Here is a 19,910-nt window from a genome sequence, read left to right on the forward strand (position 1 = left end):
GCCCCGGTGATATTTCGCCCTTTTCCGCCGATTTCAGGAGGTTGCTCCTTACAATTCTACGTCTGTACGTGAACCTTATTAGCCGAAATCCCGCCGAAGCCTCCGTGGTGAACCTATGCGTCATGAACGGACGGTGTCGCTTTTCGCAGGGCTGTTGAGCGCGTCAGGCGCCATCTACGCCTTGTGGAAGATACAGCAGGCATTCAACTTCGGTGAGCCCGACGGGCCTTCGGTCTTCGGCCTAGCGATCATCGGCGCGCTTTTCGCCGCGGTCGCAGGAGGAGGCCTTTCGGTGGACCTATTCAGTTCAGAGTCCGCGGGAAGTCGGGAAGATGCGCCATCCAGGCCGCCGACGATGAAACCGCCGCCCGGAAAGCCGATCCAGTGAAGTGGGATCGAGCCCAACAAGGGACGCCCGCCGACGATGGTGCGCGTGGCCGCGGCCTCCGCCGATAGATGGGCCGGCAAAATCCAAGCCAAGGCTTTCCCAAAAACGTCAGATGCTGGCGGCCCATCCAAGGGCAAACGCGCAGGAGAGCACTGCCGCCGTGGAGATCAACGCCACGGGCAAAAACGGATAGGACGAGCGCCCGCCCGAAAGCAACCGACCTAGCGGGATAGAGATTGATTTGGTCACACCATAGAATGCGACGACGAGAAGGGGCGACAGGAGCGATGCGGTGGCCGCCATCGCGAACACGTCTGCCGGGGCGACCTTGAACAATACGCCGATCTTTTCCCACGATAGGATGGAAAGGGCCGCGATGAGTCCCCATTTTGCCATAAAGACGGTGTCCGCGACGAATCCGGTCCGATTCAGGTCCAAGAGGACAAACGCCACAAGGATCGCTCCCCAAACTTCCACGAATTCGCTCTGCGCCGACATGTGCTTCAGGTCGCTCCAAGCGGCGACGGTGAGCGTGCCCAGGAGGAAGAACAAGCCGTATACTTGGAATTGGCCGAGCTGGAACCGTAGGAGTTCCTGGACGAGGTCGATCGCCACGAGCGGCAAGCGGCGTCGCTGCCCTTTAATGCTCTCTTGTGCCGCCCACCGAGCCCTAATCAGGGTTCAAGTAGGCCCACAACGGGCCGTTTCCGCCTTTTTGGCGACTGTGGTTCGCAAAACCGGCCAAGCTCGACCAATCCCTAGAGCGCCAGTTACGCAGGAACATCCTCCCAATGCCACATTCGTAATTCACCCCACTGGACCGTTAGAAAGGGACGTACGATTCCCGGAGTCAGATGCGAATCCCTTCGAACCTCGGTCAGGCTCGGGAACGATTCCATCTCCCATGAGGCACCGTATTGGCCGGCGACGGACGACCCCTCGCTCGGAATGAATACGCTCGCCCACACCGCTCCCGTTTCGTTTGTCGCGAGTGAGTGATAGGGGATGGCGCTTCCGAACGCCGGCGATGGAATCACATCGAATTCCCAAATCGGACCGGTTTTCATGGCGTGTATTAGGGCGCGTTGGCCCGAGCTGTTGCTGACGGGAGTCCCATCGAACGCGAGGTGGATTAGGTCGCCGACGCCCATTGTGATGGAGCACCTGCGAGAATGGAACGGTCGCACCAAAACGATTTCCTCATTCCAAAGCGAGCCTGGGTGTCCCCATCGGTGAATGACTCCGCGATGATCAACGTAACAGACATGCAGATGGTCGTTCTCGCCAGAGGAAAAATCCGGGAACGAAGTGGAGAGTCCCACTGGTTCGGCGTGCCACGCTCCGTCCAGTCGGCTCAGGATTTCCCAAGTTCCCCGAATCCCCAAGACATGGGGCGTCCCATCAGGCGTAACCTCGACGGCTTCCGGTTTGAAGCGCAGGGGCAATAGATCGACCGCCAACTCCTCGGTCACCCAATTCCCCTCTGTCGATTTCGTCGAGTAGTACACGAATGACGTGGGTGGGAGAATTGGGCTGAGAATCTCATAGTATGCCCAGATGTGGGGCACTCCCTGAGGACCAAGAGCGATGAAAAGGTTGGGATTGATGGGGTTCGAAGGTAACCTCATGACTTCTTCGAATGGCGCACCGTCGAGAGGGTCCGCGGAGAACATGATTCGATGAGTATTGTCGTCGTTGTAATCGTGAAATACGACGGCAGGCCTTGATCTATTCCAGGTAGCCGCCGCTACATCGAAAACGTAAACGCCTTCCGCATTGAATGGGGGGTAGAAGGTCGTCAAGATCCATTCCCCGGGCTCGGAGCTACCGGGCTGGGGCGATCCTGCGCCTGTGACGGGCCCGAAGATGGCGGTTGAAACCAGCGCGATGGCTACAACCACGATGATTGCGGGTGGCCCCCTGCCCAGCATACCGCACCAATTCCTTCCAATCCTTATAATGACTCTGGGAAACGCCTATGCGTATTGCCCCCGAGGCGGCGTTTTTTACGATGCCTGAACCTTGGGGGAAGAGCGCGACAGGAGCTTCAAAGTTCTTTCCGTGCCTGGGCCGCGCCCTCTGCGAGCGACCGGAGCTTCGCGTGCGCCACGTCCCAACTTCTGGTGCGTAGTCCACAGTCGGGGTTCGCGAGGACGCGCTCTTTTCCGAGCAGTTTCGCCGCGTAGATTATCCGGTCACGCACAAGTTCAGGCTTCTCCACGTCGTCGCGATGGACGTCAAGGACGCCAAGGCCGATGTCCGCCTTGTCGCCGTGCTGTTTCATAAGCTCGATGAACTCGTACCCCCAACGGACGTCCTTGGTCGTGCCCGCCTTCCACGAGTCGCGGTTGCCGAACTCCATCGCGTACTCGCTGCAGTCCTTGAGGTCGAGTATCGCCGGGTAGAGCGCCTTGTAATCGCTGAAGCAAAGGTGCAGGCTGAACCGGCACCCCGCGATCCCCTTCGTCGACTCGTTGAAGGACTCGACGAATATGGGCACTTCCTCGGGCTTCGTCGCGACCGCCGGCTCGTCGATCTGGATGCGTGTGGCACCCGCTTTGACGAGGGCCTCGATGTTCGGGCGTATGACGTTCCTGGCGATGTCCACCGCGAATTCGCGTTTCGCCGCGTAGCGCGCCGTCGCGCTCGTCGTCCCGGTGGCACCCGCCCTCTTCAGGTAGTACTCATTGTACGACCAGTCGGCGATGGTGAAAGCGCCCGTTATCGGGACCTTGACGATCCCCTTCGCCTTGGCCTTCACGTACTCGAATTCGTCGTTGTGGAAGGGCGAAAGGAGCGTCGGTCGCTCGACGATGGCCGCCTTCAGGTAGTACTTGTTGTCGAAGCTTCGCACGTGGCCGAGGAACCGCAGTCCCTTGGTGGAGCGCGCGGCGTGCTCGTACATCTCGGTGCGTCGCTGTTCGCCGTCGTAGACGATGTCGAGTCCGGCGGATTCGAGGTAACGTATCCCGAAAAGGCTCGACCACTCGGCAACCGCGTCCTTCTCCGCGTCCGTGAGCTTCGGTTTGTTGAGTAAGGCGACGAGCGGTCTTGCATCCGTGCCGGTGATCTTGGCCCAGCGTTCGCATTCGGCTATGTCGGCAGGCGTTATGGGTTTTCCCGCTGCGGCCTTGACACGCCAATTAGGCTTCGCGAGGCTTCCGATCTCCTGCGTCGGGATACCGGGTGTCGCCATTTCAAGCACCGCCCGCGATCTTTGCCGCCTGTCCGAGGGCAGCGACCTTCTTCGCCGCCACCGTCGCTGGAAGGAGTTCCAGGTCGGAGTTCGGTCCGATTAGGATATTCACGCCTGGGTTCGCCTGTTTGATCGTCTTCACGTGGCTTGCGATGGCCTTCGGGTCTTCGACGAGGGAATTGCGCCCGTCGACGACGCCGAGGATGAGGTGCTTGCCGGCAAACGGGCTCTTTGCGAACTCGTGCGCCGCGTGGAGGTCTATTCCGATGTAACCGACGGGGAACTTCGCAAGTTCGGCCGCCCAGGGCGTCACGTCGCCAAAGTACGTGTGGTAGGACGAGGTGCCCCTGAAGCCTTGGAGCGCCGCCCCGATGGCCTCGCCGGTCGCCGCCACCTCACGTTTCGACGGGGCGAGCCTCACGACCGCAGGATCGTTGAACTGGATGAACGAAGCTCCTGCCGATTGGAGGCTTTGCACTTCGGAGCGAAGCGCGTCGCCGAAGGCGAGCGCGAGTTTCTCGCGCGATCCGAAGTACTCGTCGCGCGCTAGGCCTGCGAACGTGAACGGCGAGGGAAGGATCACTCCCCATTTCTCGCCCTGTTTGAAAGCCCGGGTCTCGACGTACTTGTTGATGAAACCGGCCTTCTTCGGCCTTAGATTCCCGGTGACCGTGGCTTGCCGGTAGAAGCAGTTGTTGTCGAAATACCGTGTGAGGGTGCCGACGCTGACCCCGTCGAGGTTCTCGGCGAAGGGACGCGTCACGTCCTGCCAGCGTAGATTCCCGTCTGTCACGAAGGCGAAGCCGGCGTCTCGCTGGATCCGCGTTACGTTATCGAAATCCTTGGCAAACGCCGCCTCCAACTGGGCGTCGTCGATGCGCTTGCGGTCGTGGTCGCGAGTCGCTGCGACCAGTTCTTCGGATCTTGGGAACGTGCCTGTAAGAATGGCGTTGACCATGGTGTCACACCTTGGTTTCGCGAGAGACATTTTCCTATATAATACCTGACGGTAGGAAAATGCGCCCAGCGCATACACATGAGATGCGCCTTGCCAGGCAACCGGCTTTTGGAACGGGAGCCGCGGGAAGCTTGTCCTACGCCGGCGACGCTTCGGGGACACGGGTTTGAAGAGGCCGCCTCGCCGTTCCCGCGACGGGGACGTCCACCAACGGCGCCCCGGTCGGCCAAACGACATATACGCGGCTCAGTCTAACCGTAGTTCGGATGGAAACGCTGGTGGATGGTTACGGGCGCGTGGCGACGGACCTCCGGATATCGGTGACGGATCGGTGCAACTTCCGCTGCATCTACTGCCACAACGAAGGCCAAGGGCCGGTCAAGCCCGCTTCCGCGGCCCACGCGTACGAGCTCACGCCCGAGGAGATCCGCGACATCGTCGAGGTGGCCCACGGTTTTGGCGTGACCCACGTGAAGCTGTCCGGGGGCGAGCCGCTTGTTCGTAGCGACATCGCCGAGATCGTAAGACGCATCGCGCCCATGGTGGAGGTCTCGATGGTGACGAACGGCTCGATGCTGGAGTCAAGCGCCGTCGGACTCAAGGCGGCAGGCCTCACCCGCCTCAACATCTCGATGGACAGCCTCGACCCGGCGGAGTTCGCGACCATCAGGCGAGGGTCGCTGCGGCCCGTGCTCCGGGGGATCGCGCGCTCGCTCGAAGTCGGGATCCGGCCCGTGAAGGTGAACATGGTGGTCTTCAAGGGCACCGTGGAGCACGTCCCGGAGATGATCAAATACATCGGCGAGACCGAAGGCCTGAAGCTCCAACTCATCGAATTCATGCCCGAACTCGTCGGACTCGAGGAGTTGATGGTGGACATCGACGAGGTCAAGGAGGAGCTCGAACGACGGGCGGATCGCGTCGAGATACGCGCAATGCACCACCGCCGCATCTACCACATCGGCGGCGCCGAGGTGGAGGTGGTCGACCCCGTGGAGAACGAGGAGTTCTGTTTCAATTGCAGGAGGCTTCGCGTGACGGCGGACGGCCACCTCAAGGGTTGTCTCAACCGCAACGATGACCTCGTGCCGCTACGTGGGTTGGACCGCGTCGGCATCGCGGATGCGTTCCGACGGGTCGTCGCGAACCGCATCCCGTATTATGGGGCCTACCTGAAAGCACCATACCAGAACGTGCGGCACCCGGTGAAGAAGCAATTCGTCTCCATCCCCCGATAGCCCCCCCGTGCTGGACAGGCGCAATGGCGCCTGAGGATTGGAATCTTGGGCAAAAGACCTTGGGACCGACGGGTTCGACGATAGGCCCTCGGCGCGCCGGGGAGGCGTCAAGACCCATAGTTTCGTGGCGTAACCGACTTATATGACCTATGCCTCCTAACTAGGTGGTAACATGGAAGCGAAGACCGAACTCAAGACCCACGTCGACCTGAACATCACCCCGAAGGCGTCGGAAGAGCTCAAGAAGCTCATGACCGCCCAAGGCAAGGCCGATCAGGCGCTACGAGTAAGTGTGCTTCCCGGCGGCTGTTCGGGCTTCCAGTATGGCCTTTCCTTCGCGGCCGCCCCAAGCGATGGTGAGGTGGTCATCGAGCAAGCGGGCGTCAAGCTCATAGTCCATGAGCAGGACGTCGAAATCCTGAACGGGATCAAGCTCGATTACATCGACACCCTCATGGGCGGCGGCTTCAAGATCTCCAACCCGAACGCGACGGAAAGTTGCGGCTGCGGGAAGTCGTTCCGCTAGTCGACCATCGCGTCGCCGGTTCTCGCCCGCCCACCTCCAAGACACGCGCATCAATCCCGTGCTGGCTTACGTCATCCGTTGGCCTCCCAAGTGTCGGTTTTCTACTGGAAGGCTAAACCTTGCCGCCCTGATTGGAGAAGTATCTATTAATATCGCATCGCACTCGCAAGGTCAGGGCCCGCATGTCAGAGATAATCGAGAAGCACCTTGCCAGCGCCTTGAACCACGAGATACTCGTGGTCATGAGCGACGACCGATCCTTCAAAGGGACGCTCATGGAGTTCGACAACGACTGGATCGTGCTCCACGACGTGACCGAGGGCTCCAGCCAGAACCTTCGCGGCTGGGAGGAACCAGCGATCTCCGCCGGGGTCATTGAGAAGTACATCACGTGGAAGGGTATCATCAGCGAAGAAAAGGACAAGACGAAGATCTATCGCCTGCGGGACGTGCTGCTCCACATGGACGGCATCCTCCGAGTGTGGCTTCTCAAACCGGAGCTTCTCGGGAAACCGGAGCACGTCCACATCGAATCGGGAAGCAACGCGCCGTCGATGGACGACCGGCAAAGGCCACGGGTAGCGAAGTAGGCGAAAAGAAATGGCCGGTCGATTGAAGGTCCTCGTCGACACGAAACGCCGCGGCAGCGAGAACATGGCCATCGACGAGGCCAACCTCGCTCGAGGCGAGGCTCTGCTGCGGCTTTACGCGTGGGAACCGGCGTGCGTCTCCCTCGGTTACGCCCAACCCGAATCGAGCCTCGACCACGGGGCCGTCGAACGGTTCGGCTTCGACGTGGTGCGCCGCTCCACCGGGGGAGGCGCGATCCTCCACAATGAGACGGAGGTCACCTACAGCATCGTCGTCCCTCACGGTTTTCCGGGGCTTCCAAGCGGCCTTCAGGACTCGTTCAAATTCCTATCGTCCGGCGTCTTCAAGGCGTTTGAGACCATCGGCCTCGAACCGACTTACCTTACGGGAGAGGGCGGCAAGGACGTCTGTTGTTACATGCGCTCGCAAGGCGTCTACATCGCCGTCGGCGGGCGGAAGATCTCGGGGGGCGCGCAACGCCGGACGCAGGACGGGATCCTCCAGCACGGCACCGTGATAATCGATCGCGACGAGGACCGGATGGCCGCCGTTTTCCGGGAAGACGTCGGGAAGATCCGCGAAAAGGTCACGAGCCTCAAGGAAGAGGGCGTCGAGCTCGACAGGCACCGGCTCCAAGTGGCGGTCTTTCGGGGCTACGAGGCGGCGCTCGGCGTAGACCTCGAATTGTCGAAGGCACCGATCGCCTTCGCCTGACGCCCCGGAATCGCGAAACTTTATGAACATGCAAGCTCCGTGGCGAAGCGTGTATCGGGGATTGCCACGCGGCAACATGGACGTCGGCGTCATCTTCATCGGTGTCCTGCTCTTGGCCGGGTGCACGTCGAACGAGGATCCGGCCGACCCTTCGACGCCGAGTCTACCAAATACCCTCACTTTCCAAACGCCGCTGCGCCTCCCCTCCGCGCACGTCTCCGCGGAACCGAACGTCATCGTGGGCTCCGACGGGATCTACGTCATTGGGGTCGGAAGCCTCGTGAAGAACCCGAACGTCGAGGAATCCCAAGCTCCTCTTTGGGTATCGCGCGACAACGGCGTCACATACGCGGCCCTGAAAACCGTCGAAGGCGGCGACCCGAACTCGACATACTGTTCATGCGACGCGGACGTGGCCCAAGGACCGGACGGCGTCGTATACGTCACGGACTTCTGGGTGACGCGCTACACTGGGCCGGCGCTTCCCGACGACCCTACGGGCCTCTTCGGGACCCCTACGGGCTTCGTCGTCCAAGCGAGCACCGACGGCGGCCGGACGTTCGGAGCAGGGAACTTCCTCGTCCAGACGGATGTCCGAGGCAATGACCGCCAGTACCTCACGGCGGGGGACACTGCGGGAGAATTGTTCCTCACTTACGCCCGCGGCGCAGACCTCGGCACCGCCGATCGCGATTCGCCCGACAACGGCCTCTTCATCCTTCGAAGCACCGATGCAGGAAGGACATTCGGCGCGCCCATAAGGGCATGGACGCCTCCGGATGACGGCACGCGCTTCGCCTTCATCGCCAAGCACAGGATAGACGCTGACGGCACGGTCTTCTTCCCTTATGTTGAGTATCGGGCGAGCGACCCGTGGAACGGCACCGCGACGGGATTCGTCGCCGTCTCAAAGGACGAAGGCGCCACTTTCACACCTCGGAAGATCGCCGACATCCAAAACGGCGTCGGCGGCCTTTGGCCCATGCAGGCGGCATTAGACGGGGCGGGCAGGATCTACGCCACGTACATGGAGCGGGGCCCGAGCGGCATCGGCTCACGCCTGTACCTGGCCTGGAGTTCCGACGAGGGCGCCACTTTCTCGAAGCCAATCGCCGTGACGCCGGAGACCCAGACGGCGGTCCTTCCTTGGATCGACGTAAGCTCGGGCGGCCGTGTCGCCATCGGATATTATGGAGCCGAGGGGCGCCACTACGCCTTCGATGCGCCGGACGAAACGAAATGGTCCGCCTATGCCGTCATCGTCGACAATGCGACAGGCACGCCGGATATCACCCCACCGATACCTGCCAGTCCATGGCCCGTGAAGGTCGGCCGATTCTGTCCGATGGGAGCCGCGTGTCCTCGCGATCGGGAGCTTCTCGACTACCCGGGGATCGCGATCACCCGGGATGGTGGCTGGGTCCACCTCGTGTTCGCCTCGTCCATCCTCGACGCTGGTGCGGGGCCTCAGGCCGCCGCCGGCTCGACCCGGGGCACGGTGACCGGTGGCCACGATACCGCGGCCTTCCTCTATGCGTCCCGTCTCCAGCTACGCTGAACAACGGAACAGGAAAGGAAAAGGTTCGCCCGTCGAACGGGCCCCATGTGAAGGAACGCCAGGGTCGTGCCCCGTCTAGGGCCCGCCCACCTCGCCGCACTTCACCGCGATCTCGTATTTCACCGGCGTTATCGATTCCCCTAGCCCCGCCTTGTTGATCTCGTCAAGCGTCCATTTGCCGGCCCGCTGGAAGTCCTCTGCGGTGTTGTACTCGGAGATGTAAAGGAGCGAACTCGTCTGCGGGTGGTACGGGCCCCCGAGGACCTTCCCGTGGTTCGCCGTCGTTCCCTTTCGCACGATCTCATCGAGTTTCGGCACGATCTTCTCTTCCTCTGCGTTCAGATCCACGAACCAGTGCACCGACATGGGAATCACCCGTGAAGCGAGCAATGCGTCGGTATTCCCGTCTTTGGCGTGAAAGGCCCGCTCTTTTCGGCATGCGTCGATTCTTTGGCTTGTCCATCACTAGAAGCGGAAAGGCGCGGTGGACGTTCAAGGTACGCGTCCCTCGCGCCCGGATGGGGGGATCCCCATGGCGCATCATCGCATCGTGTCTTACGTGGCCACTCCGCCATGTGGCCCCTTTGGCGGTTGTTCCCTCCTGTCGAGCACTACTTGCCACTTCAAATCGCGGGTTGCTGCTGCGTCACGCAGTGGATCGCGCCGAAACCAAATACGAGGTCCCTGCAATCTATGGGGACGATCCGACGGTCGGGAAAAAGCGTCCCCACGATGGACTCCGCCTTGTGGTCGTTGGCGTGACCAAAGACCGGGAGCAATACGACGCCGTTCGCGATGTAGAAATTCGCGTAGCTTGCCGGAAGACGCCCCTCATCGTCGCCGTGCCAACCGGGCATCGGGAGTTCCACCACGCGTAGCCTCCTCCCGTCTTGATCGCTCATCGCCCTCAGGCGTTTGAGGTTCTCGGCAAGCGGACGGTGATTGGCGTCTTCCTCATCGGGCTCCGAGGCCGCGAGGACGGTGTTAGGGTCTACAAAACGAGCTATGTCGTCGATGTGCCCGTCCGTATCGTCGCCTTCGATCCCGTCCGAGAGCCAGAGGATGTTCGAAACGCCTAGGAAAGCGCGGAGGTATCCCTCGATCTCGCCGCTCCCGAGGGTCGGGTTGCGGTTCTTGTTGAGAAGGCACTGTTCCGTCGTGAGCAGCGTCCCCTCGCCGTTCACGTCGATGCTTCCCCCCTCGAGGACGATGCCGGGCTCGAAAAGCTCCGCCTCGCCTATCGTCGCCTTCAGACGTTTTGGGATGTCGTCGTCGCGCTTCAATTCCTCGTACTTGTCGCCCCAGGCGTTGAAGATCCAATCCGTGTAACATGCCTCGCGCCTTCCTTGCCCCTCTCGTGTGAGGAAAATGGGCCCGTAATCGCGGATCCAGGAATCGGCGGTGCCGATGTCGTGGATGCGGACGTTCTTCACCGCATCCTTCTTGAGCCACGAGGCGACTTTTTCGTGCGTCGTCGAATCGTGGACCAGGAGATCCACCCGCTCGTTTGGAGAAAGCGCCTTGATCATCTGTTGAAACACCTTCTCCACTTGCGGGACGCGCTCAGGCCACGTGACGGGATCGTGCGGCCACGACAACCACGTGGCCTCATGTGGTCCCCACTCGGCCGGCATCGAGAATCCGAGGGAGGCGGGCGTCTGCGGGGCACCAACGGATCCTTGTATTGACCGTTTCCCGCCCGACGGTCGCCTACTCATCGCCGTACCTCGACGAGATCCTCGAATAGGAATCTATGCGCCTGTCGCGCAGGAACGGCCAACCGTGCCGCGTCCTCTGGATGTCGGCAAGGTCGCAACGCGCCACGATCGTCTCCTCCTTGTCGCCACTTGCCCGGGCGATCACCTGTCCCAACGGGCCCGCGACGAAGCTCGCGCCCCAGAACGTCGTCGACCCTTCCTGGCCCACGCGGTTCGCCGCCGCGACGAAGACACCGTTGGCGATCGCGTGCGAACGCTGGATGGTCTCCCAGGCTTCCCGCTGGGTGTCGGCGACACTGCGGTCGGCTTCGGAATGGCCTATCGCCGTGGGATAGAACAGCACCTCGGCGCCCTGTAGCGCCGTGAGTCGCGCCGCCTCCGGATACCACTGGTCCCAACAGATGAGGATGCCGATGCGTCCGAATCGCGTGTCAAAGGCCCGGTAGCCGGCGTCCCCGGGGGCGAAATAGTACTTTTCCTGGAACCCCGGGTCGTCGGGTATGTGCATCTTCCTGTACGTGCCGAGCATCTTCCCGTCCGCGTCGATGGCCACGGCGCTGTTGTGGTAGAGCCCCGGGGCCCGCTTCTCGAAAAGGGGCACGATGAGGACGACGCCGAGTTCGGCGGCTAGCCTTGAGAAGGCCTCCGTCGACGGTCCTGGGATCGTCTCGGCGAGGTCGAAAAACGATGGGTCGTGCGTCTGTGGGAAGTAGAGCGAGCGGTAGAGCTCTTGGAGGCAGATGATCTCGGCCCCGCGACGGGCCGCATCGCGCACGGCCTGCATCGAGCGTTCCATGTTCTTCACGGGGTCGGTGCCGGCCTTCGCCTGGACGAGTCCGATCGTGACCGAGGTCGGTCGCGGCTTATGCATCGCGCCTGTTACCGTCGAATCCATCTTTAAAGTGTTCCCAAAGTCACGCCCGTTCTTGGGCCCCGTCTCAGGACCGCGTCCGTCCGTTGCTCGACGCCCGTCTCATTGACGTTCCCATACGTCGCCGGTGGGGTGGCGTTCCGAATGCAGTTCCCCGGCGTCCTCCAGGTCGCGAAGCATCTCGTAGGCCTCTTCGATGCTTGTGCCGAGGACCTCTGCGACTTCGCGGGTCGCTATCCGCTCGGTCTCACCGATGAAATCCGGCAACCGGGGTGCCTCGCGCGCGACGAGTAGCTTGCCGGCGAAGGTCTCAAGAGTCGAAAGGAGCGCCGGAAGACTCTGGAAACCCACGATGTTGCCCGTCTTGTCACCGCTACGCACCATGATGGTCGGATACGATTCGAGCCCGCTTGCCTGGAAGCGGCGGACCCGCTCTTCGAATTCGCGAGTGGGCTCCCCGGACTCCATCGCCTCCGTGAAGGCCGCGGCATCGATGCCGATTGATTCGGCGACCTCGAGCCCCACTTGGGCACGTGAGATGTTGCGCCCGTCCAGATAAGCTGCCTCGCGTAGCGCCCGGAGGTATTGTGCTTCCGCCCCGGGCGACAAGAGGCGGACCGCGTGGGTGAAGATGCATGCCGGATACGTGCTCTCGGGCCGATCGGTGCGGACCGCGTCGAGGCGGATGGGCATGCCGGTCGTGCGCTGCACCGTCGCAAAGAATCGTTCTATGTCGAAGCCCACCACCTTGGGGTCCGGCATGGATTCGAACATGCCGCCGACGACCGAGCGGAATTCTATCCCGGGGTAACGGAGTTCGATCGTGCGCCGGACGGGTTCGAAACCCCAGCACCAGATGCTCCACGGGTCGGTCAGGAGTTCGACCCGGACTTTTCCCCGCGGCACGGGCTCGGGGTCGTCGTTCATCTCCTTCAAGTACCCGAGCGCCCACTGGCTGGGTGTCGCGATCTCGGCGCCACTTTCCGGAGGCGTCATCTTATCCACATGAGCAGCTAGCCGCGACGCCTAATAGAGGCTTCGGTTACGAGGATGACACCGGAAGGTAGTGCTGCCAGGATGGCGCGGCGACGCTCATGCCGCCACGATGAACCGCGAGGATCGCGCCGCGGCGAAGGCACAACCCTGCGGCGCCGAGGTCCCACTATTCGATGGCCACGATAGAATCGCCTTTTGTCACGGGTCCACCCGCGACGACGCGGGCCCGACCGGGCTAACGTCCCGGGTCGTTCCCCGCGTTCGCGTCGTCTATCCCATGGCGGGTCTACCCAACGGGGTCGCGTAGCGCGGGTAGTCGACCTTCGGCGGTTCCACGTTCTTCGACCAGAACGCCGCTAGCACCTCGCCCCGGTGCCACTGTTCGTGGGTGAAGATGGTGAAGACCAAATCCTGTACCGTGAAGTCCTTCTTCGCGAACCCCTCGACTTCGATGGGTATCTGTCGCAGGAGGTCGGTTTCCGAGAGCCCGTCAACGTTCTTGTGGGTGCGCGAGCGGGCCGCGCGCCAGTACGCCTCGACGGGCACGAGTTCCCCCCACTCTTTGGTCGAGTGGCGGGCGACCATCATCTTCTCACCCTCCAACGCGTCGTTGTAGTAGTTCTCGATGTTCGCGATGTGCGTCATGATGCCAAGCGGCGTCATGAACGAGAAATCCACGGGGCTTACGAGGAGTTCGGCGGGGGCCGCTCTCATGGCGGGCCACCACTTGTCCTGCAAGGCGTCCGAGAAGGCGAGCATCCGGTGGACGGATATGGCCATGACCTTGGAACACGCACGTGGGTAATCATGGTTACCGACACCAGCCCCGGCCCCCGGTCCTCTTCCACGCGTCGGAAGGGCTGTACCGCCGTCGAATTCAAATGCAAACAGGTGTTTTGCGCCTTGTCGGAGGAAGACACCATGGCAAAAACAGCGAAGATCTCAGACCTTGCAGAATACGTGTCGAAGAAGACCGGAATGAAGCCCCGCGACGCGCGCGAAGGCATCAAGACCACGTTCGACGGCATCGCGGCCCTCTTGAAGAAGAACGACCGCGTGTCCATCACGGGCATCGGCATCTTCGCGAAGACCGTGAAGCCCGCCCAGAAGGGAGGCCAGAAGGCCATCAACCCCTTCACGAAGGAACCCTACGTGACGAAGTCGAAGCCCGCACAGACGAAGGTCAAGTTCAGGCCCGGGAAAGGTTTCAAGCAGGGCTTCGGCGGCAAGTAAAGGAAACAGACCTCGCGTTACAAATCGTTCAACCACCGCGGTGGGGCACTTGCCCCGCCCGATATTTTTTCTTTTTCCCCCATTCTTCGCCGCCGCGTTTCGTTCCTACTCGCAACGCGCGGACGCCGTCTCGAAGGGGACGACGATGCAGGATCTCGTCGACTCACCGCTCCTTCCCGCGGGATTCACCGCCTTCACGAAGTAGTAGTATGTGAGGAAGGGGCCGCGGCCTCCATCGGTGAACGACGTGTCGTCCGGGGCGGTTAGCCCCACCAGTTGGCCTTGCGCCATACCGCTTGACGCACGATAGATCTCGTAACCCGTGAGTCCAGGGGCGTAAACGGGTGGCGACCATGATACCGTGACGCCGAGCGGCGGAATCCCTACTGCGGAGAAGCGGGCGATGACGTCGCGCGGTGGCCCCGGCGGAAGCCACGTCGTGGAGCTTGCGACTGCGCTCGCGGCCCCCTCGCCGACGACGGTCAACGAGGTGACGCGATAGAAACGCGTGACGCCTTGCCCGAGGCCGCCTTCAGTGAGATTCGTGGTGCTGGTGGCCGTCGATCCGATAAGTGCAAAGGGTCCCTCGGCCGCTTCAGCGCCGTAGACGCTGTAGCCGAGGAAGGGGGGCTTCGAGGGAATCTGGTCCGGTGACGCGCTCCAGGTCACCTTCAATTCGCCGTCACCGCATGGAGCGACAATGATGCTCGCCGGGGGACGCGAATAGTCCCAGACGGTCGCGGAGCGGCTCGTGGTCGGCTCGCTCTCGCCGACAGAGTTGACCGCCGTCAACCTGTAACACCACGTCGAGGCCGGCTCGAGTCCATCGTCACGATAGCCCCGGTTCACGGGGCTGCCGATTAGCGAGAACGCGCCCGCACAGGTGGGTGCCCGGTAGACGTTGTAGTGCGTGAGGTTCACCGTGTCGCCTCCGTCCCACCAGGGCCCGACCCAACTCATGCTGATGTTGCGGTTGCCGCCGACGGGCGTGAAAGCACCGCTCCAGCGAGGTTCCGTCGGCACCGTGGGCTCCAAGGCGCATCCACCCGCGTAGAGCGCGAAGTCGATCGTGGAGGCGTCCATCCCGCCCACTTGGATCCGATAGGTCTCTCCGATAGTGCAGTCGAACCAGACCTCGGGCGAGTGGATTCCTTCGTCCTCCCAGGACGTGGCGCAGGTGAGAAGTGAAAGGGAATCGACGGCGGCGCCCGTGTAGACGGCGAGCGTCGCGTACCATTGCGCGTCGAGTTGGACATGCATCTGGCCTTCGGAGATCGGTTCGGCCCGGAACCACAGGGTCTTTCCGGCGTTTCCGCACGGGGCCGGCTCCCCCGGTTCGGTGGTCGCCCCCGCGTTGTCGCCGTAAAGGGGCATGCCGAAGTGGTCTATGGGTGCGTCGAAGCAATCGTTCACCGGTGCGCCTTCGGGGCAACCGCCGGTCGCAGGCACGCTTGGCGCGAGCGGGACGAGAAGCAAGGCGACGACGAAGAGGACGAGTCGGGGGGAGACCGCCATGGCCTTGGATACGACCCGACCGCCTTGAATCCGACGCCCGATGCAAACCACGGGTTGCTAGTGAATTCCTATGACGAGGCAGGTTCGCCGTTGGACCGGAGCGCTCCCTGGAAATCCACATGGCGTTTCGCGGCACACCAAAGACCAATTGGTCAAGGGCGGGCTCGGGCCGCCAAACGCATCACGGCATGTAGATGAGCCGGCAATTGGAGCACATCACGACACGCCCCGTCTTCGGGTCGAAAGGCACACGCGTCATCTCGCCGCACTTGGAACACTTGGCGTCGAACATCTCGGTCCGGACGTGGTCTTTGGATCGCCAACTCATGGTGCCACGGCACATGGTAGGGCTTCTGGTCTATTAACTTCACGTCCCGGCGCTCCTCGTGCGTCCCGACTTCCCCCCGATGGGATTGCGGGAATCATGCTGGGAACCTTCATCACGCTCGGCGTCTTCGCCCTCCCCGTGCGTCTTCGTTACCGCCCTGAGGGGGACCGCCTCATCCTTCGCCTGGAAGAGATCTCGGGCGAAGAAACGCGCCTTTGGAAACTACTTCAGACCATGGGCTGCAGGACTGAAAGCGAGCAGGTGCCGGGGACGCTCACTTGGAGACGGTGGATCAAGGCCGTCGACTTTCCCCGCTTGGAACGCGCCTCGAAGTTGACGCGTTGGGAATTGGCGCCCGAAGCGGGCGAGGCGGTCGTCGCCAGCATCACCGGCCCAAGACTCACTTATGAATCCGAGCGACCGCTCGACCCGGCCGCGTTCATCGAAGCGGCCAAGTCCGACCCCGCCGTGGGTGGAAGCGCGCTGGCTAACGCCTATGCGACGTTCGACGCGTGGGTGCTAGCGAATCCCGTTTTCGCCAAAGACGGTCAAGCCGACCTCAAAGCACTTGCGAGCGCCATGGAGATCGCCCGTGAGGCGAACCGGAAGGCGGCGGCCGTCTCCGAGGCGGAGGAGGCTCGCGAACTCGCCCTCGAACTGCGAGGTGTGGCGGGGGAAGACGCCTACGCCGCGCACGCCGCGCTGAAACGCCTGCACGATGCCGTGAAGAAGGTCCCGCTGCAGCCTGCATCCCCCCGAAGGCCGATGCCGGAACATATTGCGCATTTCCGCGGGAAACTGCGCCCTTACCAGTTGGAGGGCGTGCGCTTTCTCCTCGAGCGCGACCTGAACGCGATCCTCGCCGACGACATGGGCACGGGAAAGACCATCCAGGCGATCGCGGCGGTGGAGGCGGCAAACGAGCGCGCTCTGGTCGTGGGCCCGGCGAATGTGCTGTACAATTGGAAGGCCGAGGTCGAGCGCTTCACTGACGAGGAGGCGGCGATCTATCATCAGGGACAGCGAAGCGGCCCCGCCGATGCGCGGTTCCTCATCACGACATACGATTCGCTGCAACGCATGGGCGCCGCGGCGGGCGACGCGCTCGAACGACCGGTCCTCGTCCTCGACGAGGCCCATTACGTCCGCAACCACGAGACGCTTCGCTCACAGCTCGTGCGAGCACTTCCACAGAAACGGCGGATACTCCTCACGGGCACGCCCCTCGTGAACGGCATCGAGGACTACTACGAACTGCTGCGGCAGGTTGACGCGGACAGGTGGGGCTCGCGCTCGGCTTTCCGCGAAACGTGGCTCGTCGAACCGGCGCTATTCAACAAATACGTACAAGTACGTACCACTACGGCGAACCTCCTTCAGCGCGCCGCGCGCGACGTGATGCTTCGCCGCCGCAAGGACGACGTCCTCAAGGACCTGCCGCCGCGCACGGTGAGCGTGAACCTCCACGAACTCGCGCCCGACCGGCTCCGCGAGTACCGCCAGTTGGAAGAACGGGCGGAAGAAGCGATACGTGAGGGGGCCGCTTCTGGAAACGAACTGGCGGTCTTTGCCGCCATCCACGCGCTTCGACAACACCTTGCCGTTTCGCGCGTGCCAGTGGTCCTCGAAAGGATCCGCGAGCTATTGGCGGCGCAGGAATGCATCGTCGTCTATGCCCATTACCTGGAACCCCTGCACGCCTTCGCCAGGGAGCTTGGACCCCTCGCCGCGACCATTGAAGGCGCGACACCCCCGAAGGGGCGCATGGAGATATCCAAACGCCTTGGCCAGGAAGGCGGCCCACGAGTCCTTCTCGCGCAGATGGAAGCCGGCGGCGTCGGATTGAACTTCACCGCCGCGCGCCACGTCCTATTCGTCCACTTCGGCTGGACACCGGCCGTCCACGCGCAGGCGATGGACCGCGTGCACCGAATCGGACAGGACAGGCCCGTCTTCGTGGAGTTCTTTGTGACACCGGACACGATCGACGAACGGATGGTCAAGATCCTACTAAGGAAGGAAGCGGACCAGAACCTCGTCCTCGCGGATGAAAGCGACATCATGAACAGGAACGAGGTGGCGAGGTTGTTGGCGGAGGATGCGGCGAGGAGGGTAAAGGCGGAGACGGCGGCCATTGACACTTCCCTTGGGGAACGCTGATGCTGGGCCGTTGCTGGAAAGAAAAGGATTCGGGCGTCGGACCATGGTACGGTTTCCATGGGGCCCGTGGGCATCGGCCCCGGTTTCAAAGCCCGCCCGATGACTTGGCACGTTTGCCCGATTTCTTAGTTCGAGGCCCGCACGGGGACGCCCTTCAGGGGCTCCAGTATCGGGATGGTAATGGCTACGCGTCGTGACGTGACCATTCTTCGATCAGGCGACGGACCTTCTCTTTGCTCGACGATGACAAATCTGGTTCCCGTTCCATTGCGGCCACCAGCGCGGCCCGTTCCGCCGGACCAAGCTTTCCGTCGATTAGGCATTTCTCAAGAAGACCGGCTAGCCCGACCGGAAGGAACCCATAATCCTGATGCAAAACGTTTAATCGCGCATTTCGAGCGAGCTCGTCGACGCGACGCTGCAATAGGTTCACTTGGCCGGAATCGAGGCGGCCCGAGGCATGAAGTCCATGGATCCGCTGCCTTCTTGCCGACAGCCGTGTATCATGGATGGCCGGCTCGGTGCGACTCATGAACTCCTCCGACTCAAGGGCCCTCAGCTCGCGGGCATACACTCGTCGTCGGCCATAGATGCGCCATGCCCCAAAGGCTGATCCAATCGCCGTAATGGCGATGCCGGCAATGAAGAAAGTACGTTCTTGGTTCTCGGGGGCGAGCACCGTGCTGGCGAGGTCGGGTTCGACCGGCGGAGAACCTCCCGCCTGGAAGACTTCGAGCGAACTGCTGGTCTGACCGGCGTCGTTTCGTGCCTGGAAGCGCGCCCGGTATTGGCCCGCCGTCGCGTACGCGTGTTCCAATACCGGTGACGATTGCCAATCGGTTACGCCTCCGTCCCCCCAATAGGCTCGAAACGCCGTCGCTGCTCCCATGGCTCCCGCGGTCGTATTCGCCAGGCTCACGGAGAAAGAAATGCCGGGGGGCGGAAAGGAGGTCGACGCGCGGGCGACGACCGTCGGCGAGGCGGGCGTCCGCCCGACAATGGTGATGTTTCCCCGGGCCCCATGAGGAATCCATGCGAGCACGGACTCCCCCACGCTCGTGTATCCACTCTGATCGTTCGAAAGCTCAAGGCGCCACAGATGGGCGCCCGTGTTGACATCAAGGGAGTGCACGGCGCTTCCGACCCCTGACGCCGTGCTGGCGTACACGTTTACGGGAACGAAAAGGTTCGGGCCAGCGCGCACCACGGCGCTGTCGGTGGGTCTTTCAATCGGCCCCGGCGGGAGCGACCGCTGCCATTCTTCGGTCTGGTCCGTAGACTTGAGTTTGTAGATCGTAGACGCCGAGGCCACGTATAGAAATGGGTCGTCGTACGCGAGCCCCGGGTATCCAATCCCCGAAAGAACGTCCTCTGCCCCGATGTCCGAGGTCCAGAGCTCGTTCCCATTCTGGGCATTGTACGCCGTGACCCGGTTGTCGAAACGAGCGTAAACCACGTTTTCTTGGCCCGTGGCGCACGGGGAAACATAGGCGTAACCGCCCTGCCCGATAGGCTGGTTACCCTCGTATACGGTTGTCCTGCGCTGGAAACTGCTATTGGCCGTCCAATACATGTCGCCGTTGTCGAGGCCGAAGGTCCATAGGGTCGCCCAAGTGTGGCTGTCCTCCGCGGAATACGGCGTTGTCGGTAGCTGGCCAGACGCGGGAAGGCTTGAGTACGTTATGACGAACACACGTTGGCCAATGATGGAAACACATAGCAGCGTGGTATAGCCCGTGCCTCCTATCGGCGGCTCGGCTCTCAATCCCCCAGTCGCCTGCGCAGCCGCAGCTTCCACCGACAGAACCCGTGTCCACCGAGGGCGCCCTGTCACACCATCCAACGACGCCACGATGCTGGCGCCGGTTGTCTCTCCGTCTGCCCGCTGGCCCCAATGGGTGCATCCGGCGATTAGTTCTT

Annotated in this window: 20 protein-coding genes; 8 read left to right on the forward strand and 12 right to left on the reverse strand. The window is 62.3% G+C overall.

Annotation, left to right across the window (positions count from 1 at the left end; all coding sequences use genetic code 11):
- The first annotated feature begins 115 nt into the window (after nt 1-115).
- Nucleotides 116-388, forward strand: coding sequence for a hypothetical protein (locus HY556_02590; GenBank protein MBI4392671.1), 273 nt, complete (start codon nt 116-118; stop codon nt 386-388).
- Nucleotides 389-496: 108 nt separating this feature from the next.
- Here the strand turns inward: HY556_02590 and HY556_02595 are convergent, their stop codons facing one another.
- The 4 genes from HY556_02595 to HY556_02610 form a co-directional block, all read right to left on the reverse strand.
- A complete protein-coding gene (locus tag HY556_02595) occupies nt 497-1,003 on the reverse strand; it encodes a hypothetical protein (GenBank protein ID MBI4392672.1) in 507 nt (168 codons plus the stop codon).
- A 155-nt stretch (nt 1,004-1,158) separates the two neighbouring features.
- Nucleotides 1,159-2,319 carry a hypothetical protein gene (locus HY556_02600; protein ID MBI4392673.1) on the reverse strand — a complete coding sequence of 387 codons (1,161 nt, stop codon included), beginning with the start codon at nt 2,317-2,319 and terminating at the stop codon, nt 1,159-1,161.
- A gap of 116 nt (nt 2,320-2,435) precedes the next feature.
- Nucleotides 2,436-3,584, reverse strand: a complete 1,149-nt coding sequence (locus tag HY556_02605; GenBank protein MBI4392674.1) for a hypothetical protein — start codon at nt 3,582-3,584, stop codon at nt 2,436-2,438.
- Nucleotide 3,585: 1 nt separating this feature from the next.
- Nucleotides 3,586-4,542, reverse strand: coding sequence for a hypothetical protein (locus HY556_02610; GenBank protein MBI4392675.1), 957 nt, complete (start codon nt 4,540-4,542; stop codon nt 3,586-3,588).
- Nucleotides 4,543-4,808: 266 nt separating this feature from the next.
- Here HY556_02610 and moaA point away from each other — a divergent pair, with 266 nt between their 5' ends.
- The 5 genes from moaA (at nt 4,809) to HY556_02635 (ending at nt 9,169) form a co-directional block, all read left to right on the forward strand.
- Nucleotides 4,809-5,780: a GTP 3',8-cyclase MoaA gene (gene moaA / locus HY556_02615; protein ID MBI4392676.1), complete on the forward strand. Its 972-nt coding sequence runs from the start codon at nt 4,809-4,811 to the stop codon at nt 5,778-5,780.
- Between the two features lie 172 nt (nt 5,781-5,952).
- Nucleotides 5,953-6,306 (forward strand): iron-sulfur cluster assembly accessory protein, encoded by a 354-nt coding sequence (locus HY556_02620; GenBank protein ID MBI4392677.1) that lies wholly within the window; start codon nt 5,953-5,955, stop codon nt 6,304-6,306.
- Between the two features lie 182 nt (nt 6,307-6,488).
- On the forward strand, nt 6,489-6,896 hold the full coding sequence (locus HY556_02625; GenBank protein MBI4392678.1) for a hypothetical protein: 408 nt from the start codon (nt 6,489-6,491) through the stop codon (nt 6,894-6,896).
- Between the two features lie 10 nt (nt 6,897-6,906).
- On the forward strand, nt 6,907-7,611 hold the full coding sequence (locus tag HY556_02630; protein MBI4392679.1) for a lipoate--protein ligase family protein: 705 nt from the start codon (nt 6,907-6,909) through the stop codon (nt 7,609-7,611).
- Between the two features lie 49 nt (nt 7,612-7,660).
- The gene (locus tag HY556_02635; protein ID MBI4392680.1) at nt 7,661-9,169 is read left to right on the forward strand and encodes an exo-alpha-sialidase; all 1,509 of its coding nucleotides are present in this window, start codon (nt 7,661-7,663) and stop codon (nt 9,167-9,169) included.
- 75 nt (nt 9,170-9,244) lie between these two features.
- Here HY556_02635 and HY556_02640 read toward each other — a convergent pair whose 3' ends face one another.
- From HY556_02640 to HY556_02660, 5 genes are all read right to left on the reverse strand, one after another.
- The gene (locus HY556_02640; GenBank protein ID MBI4392681.1) at nt 9,245-9,535 is read right to left on the reverse strand and encodes a hypothetical protein; all 291 of its coding nucleotides are present in this window, start codon (nt 9,533-9,535) and stop codon (nt 9,245-9,247) included.
- 257 nt (nt 9,536-9,792) lie between these two features.
- Nucleotides 9,793-10,803, reverse strand: a complete 1,011-nt coding sequence (locus HY556_02645; GenBank protein MBI4392682.1) for an agmatine deiminase family protein — start codon at nt 10,801-10,803, stop codon at nt 9,793-9,795.
- A 76-nt stretch (nt 10,804-10,879) separates the two neighbouring features.
- Complete coding sequence (locus tag HY556_02650; protein ID MBI4392683.1) at nt 10,880-11,758, reverse strand: carbon-nitrogen hydrolase; 879 nt, start codon at nt 11,756-11,758, stop codon at nt 10,880-10,882.
- Between the two features lie 102 nt (nt 11,759-11,860).
- Nucleotides 11,861-12,763, reverse strand: coding sequence for a DsbA family protein (locus HY556_02655; GenBank protein MBI4392684.1), 903 nt, complete (start codon nt 12,761-12,763; stop codon nt 11,861-11,863).
- A 261-nt stretch (nt 12,764-13,024) separates the two neighbouring features.
- Complete coding sequence (locus tag HY556_02660; GenBank protein ID MBI4392685.1) at nt 13,025-13,534, reverse strand: DinB family protein; 510 nt, start codon at nt 13,532-13,534, stop codon at nt 13,025-13,027.
- A gap of 141 nt (nt 13,535-13,675) precedes the next feature.
- Here HY556_02660 and HY556_02665 point away from each other — a divergent pair, with 141 nt between their 5' ends.
- A complete protein-coding gene (locus HY556_02665) occupies nt 13,676-13,987 on the forward strand; it encodes an HU family DNA-binding protein (GenBank protein ID MBI4392686.1) in 312 nt (103 codons plus the stop codon).
- A gap of 105 nt (nt 13,988-14,092) precedes the next feature.
- Here the strand turns inward: HY556_02665 and HY556_02670 are convergent, their stop codons facing one another.
- Nucleotides 14,093-15,502, reverse strand: a complete 1,410-nt coding sequence (locus HY556_02670; GenBank protein MBI4392687.1) for a fibronectin type III domain-containing protein — start codon at nt 15,500-15,502, stop codon at nt 14,093-14,095.
- 181 nt (nt 15,503-15,683) lie between these two features.
- Nucleotides 15,684-15,830, reverse strand: a complete 147-nt coding sequence (locus HY556_02675; protein MBI4392688.1) for a hypothetical protein — start codon at nt 15,828-15,830, stop codon at nt 15,684-15,686.
- 96 nt (nt 15,831-15,926) lie between these two features.
- Between HY556_02675 and HY556_02680 the strand changes: the two genes are divergently transcribed.
- A complete protein-coding gene (locus HY556_02680; GenBank protein ID MBI4392689.1) occupies nt 15,927-17,990 on the forward strand; it encodes a DEAD/DEAH box helicase in 2,064 nt (687 codons plus the stop codon).
- A 184-nt stretch (nt 17,991-18,174) separates the two neighbouring features.
- On the opposite strand, the gene HY556_02685 is transcribed toward HY556_02680, so the two are convergent.
- Nucleotides 18,175-19,683: a PQQ-like beta-propeller repeat protein gene (locus HY556_02685; protein MBI4392690.1), complete on the reverse strand. Its 1,509-nt coding sequence runs from the start codon at nt 19,681-19,683 to the stop codon at nt 18,175-18,177.
- Nucleotides 19,684-19,910: the final 227 nt, after the last annotated feature.

The sequence above is a fragment of the Euryarchaeota archaeon genome (assembly GCA_016207515.1).
Taxonomy (GTDB): Archaea; Thermoplasmatota; SW-10-69-26; order JACQPN01; family JACQPN01; genus JACQPN01.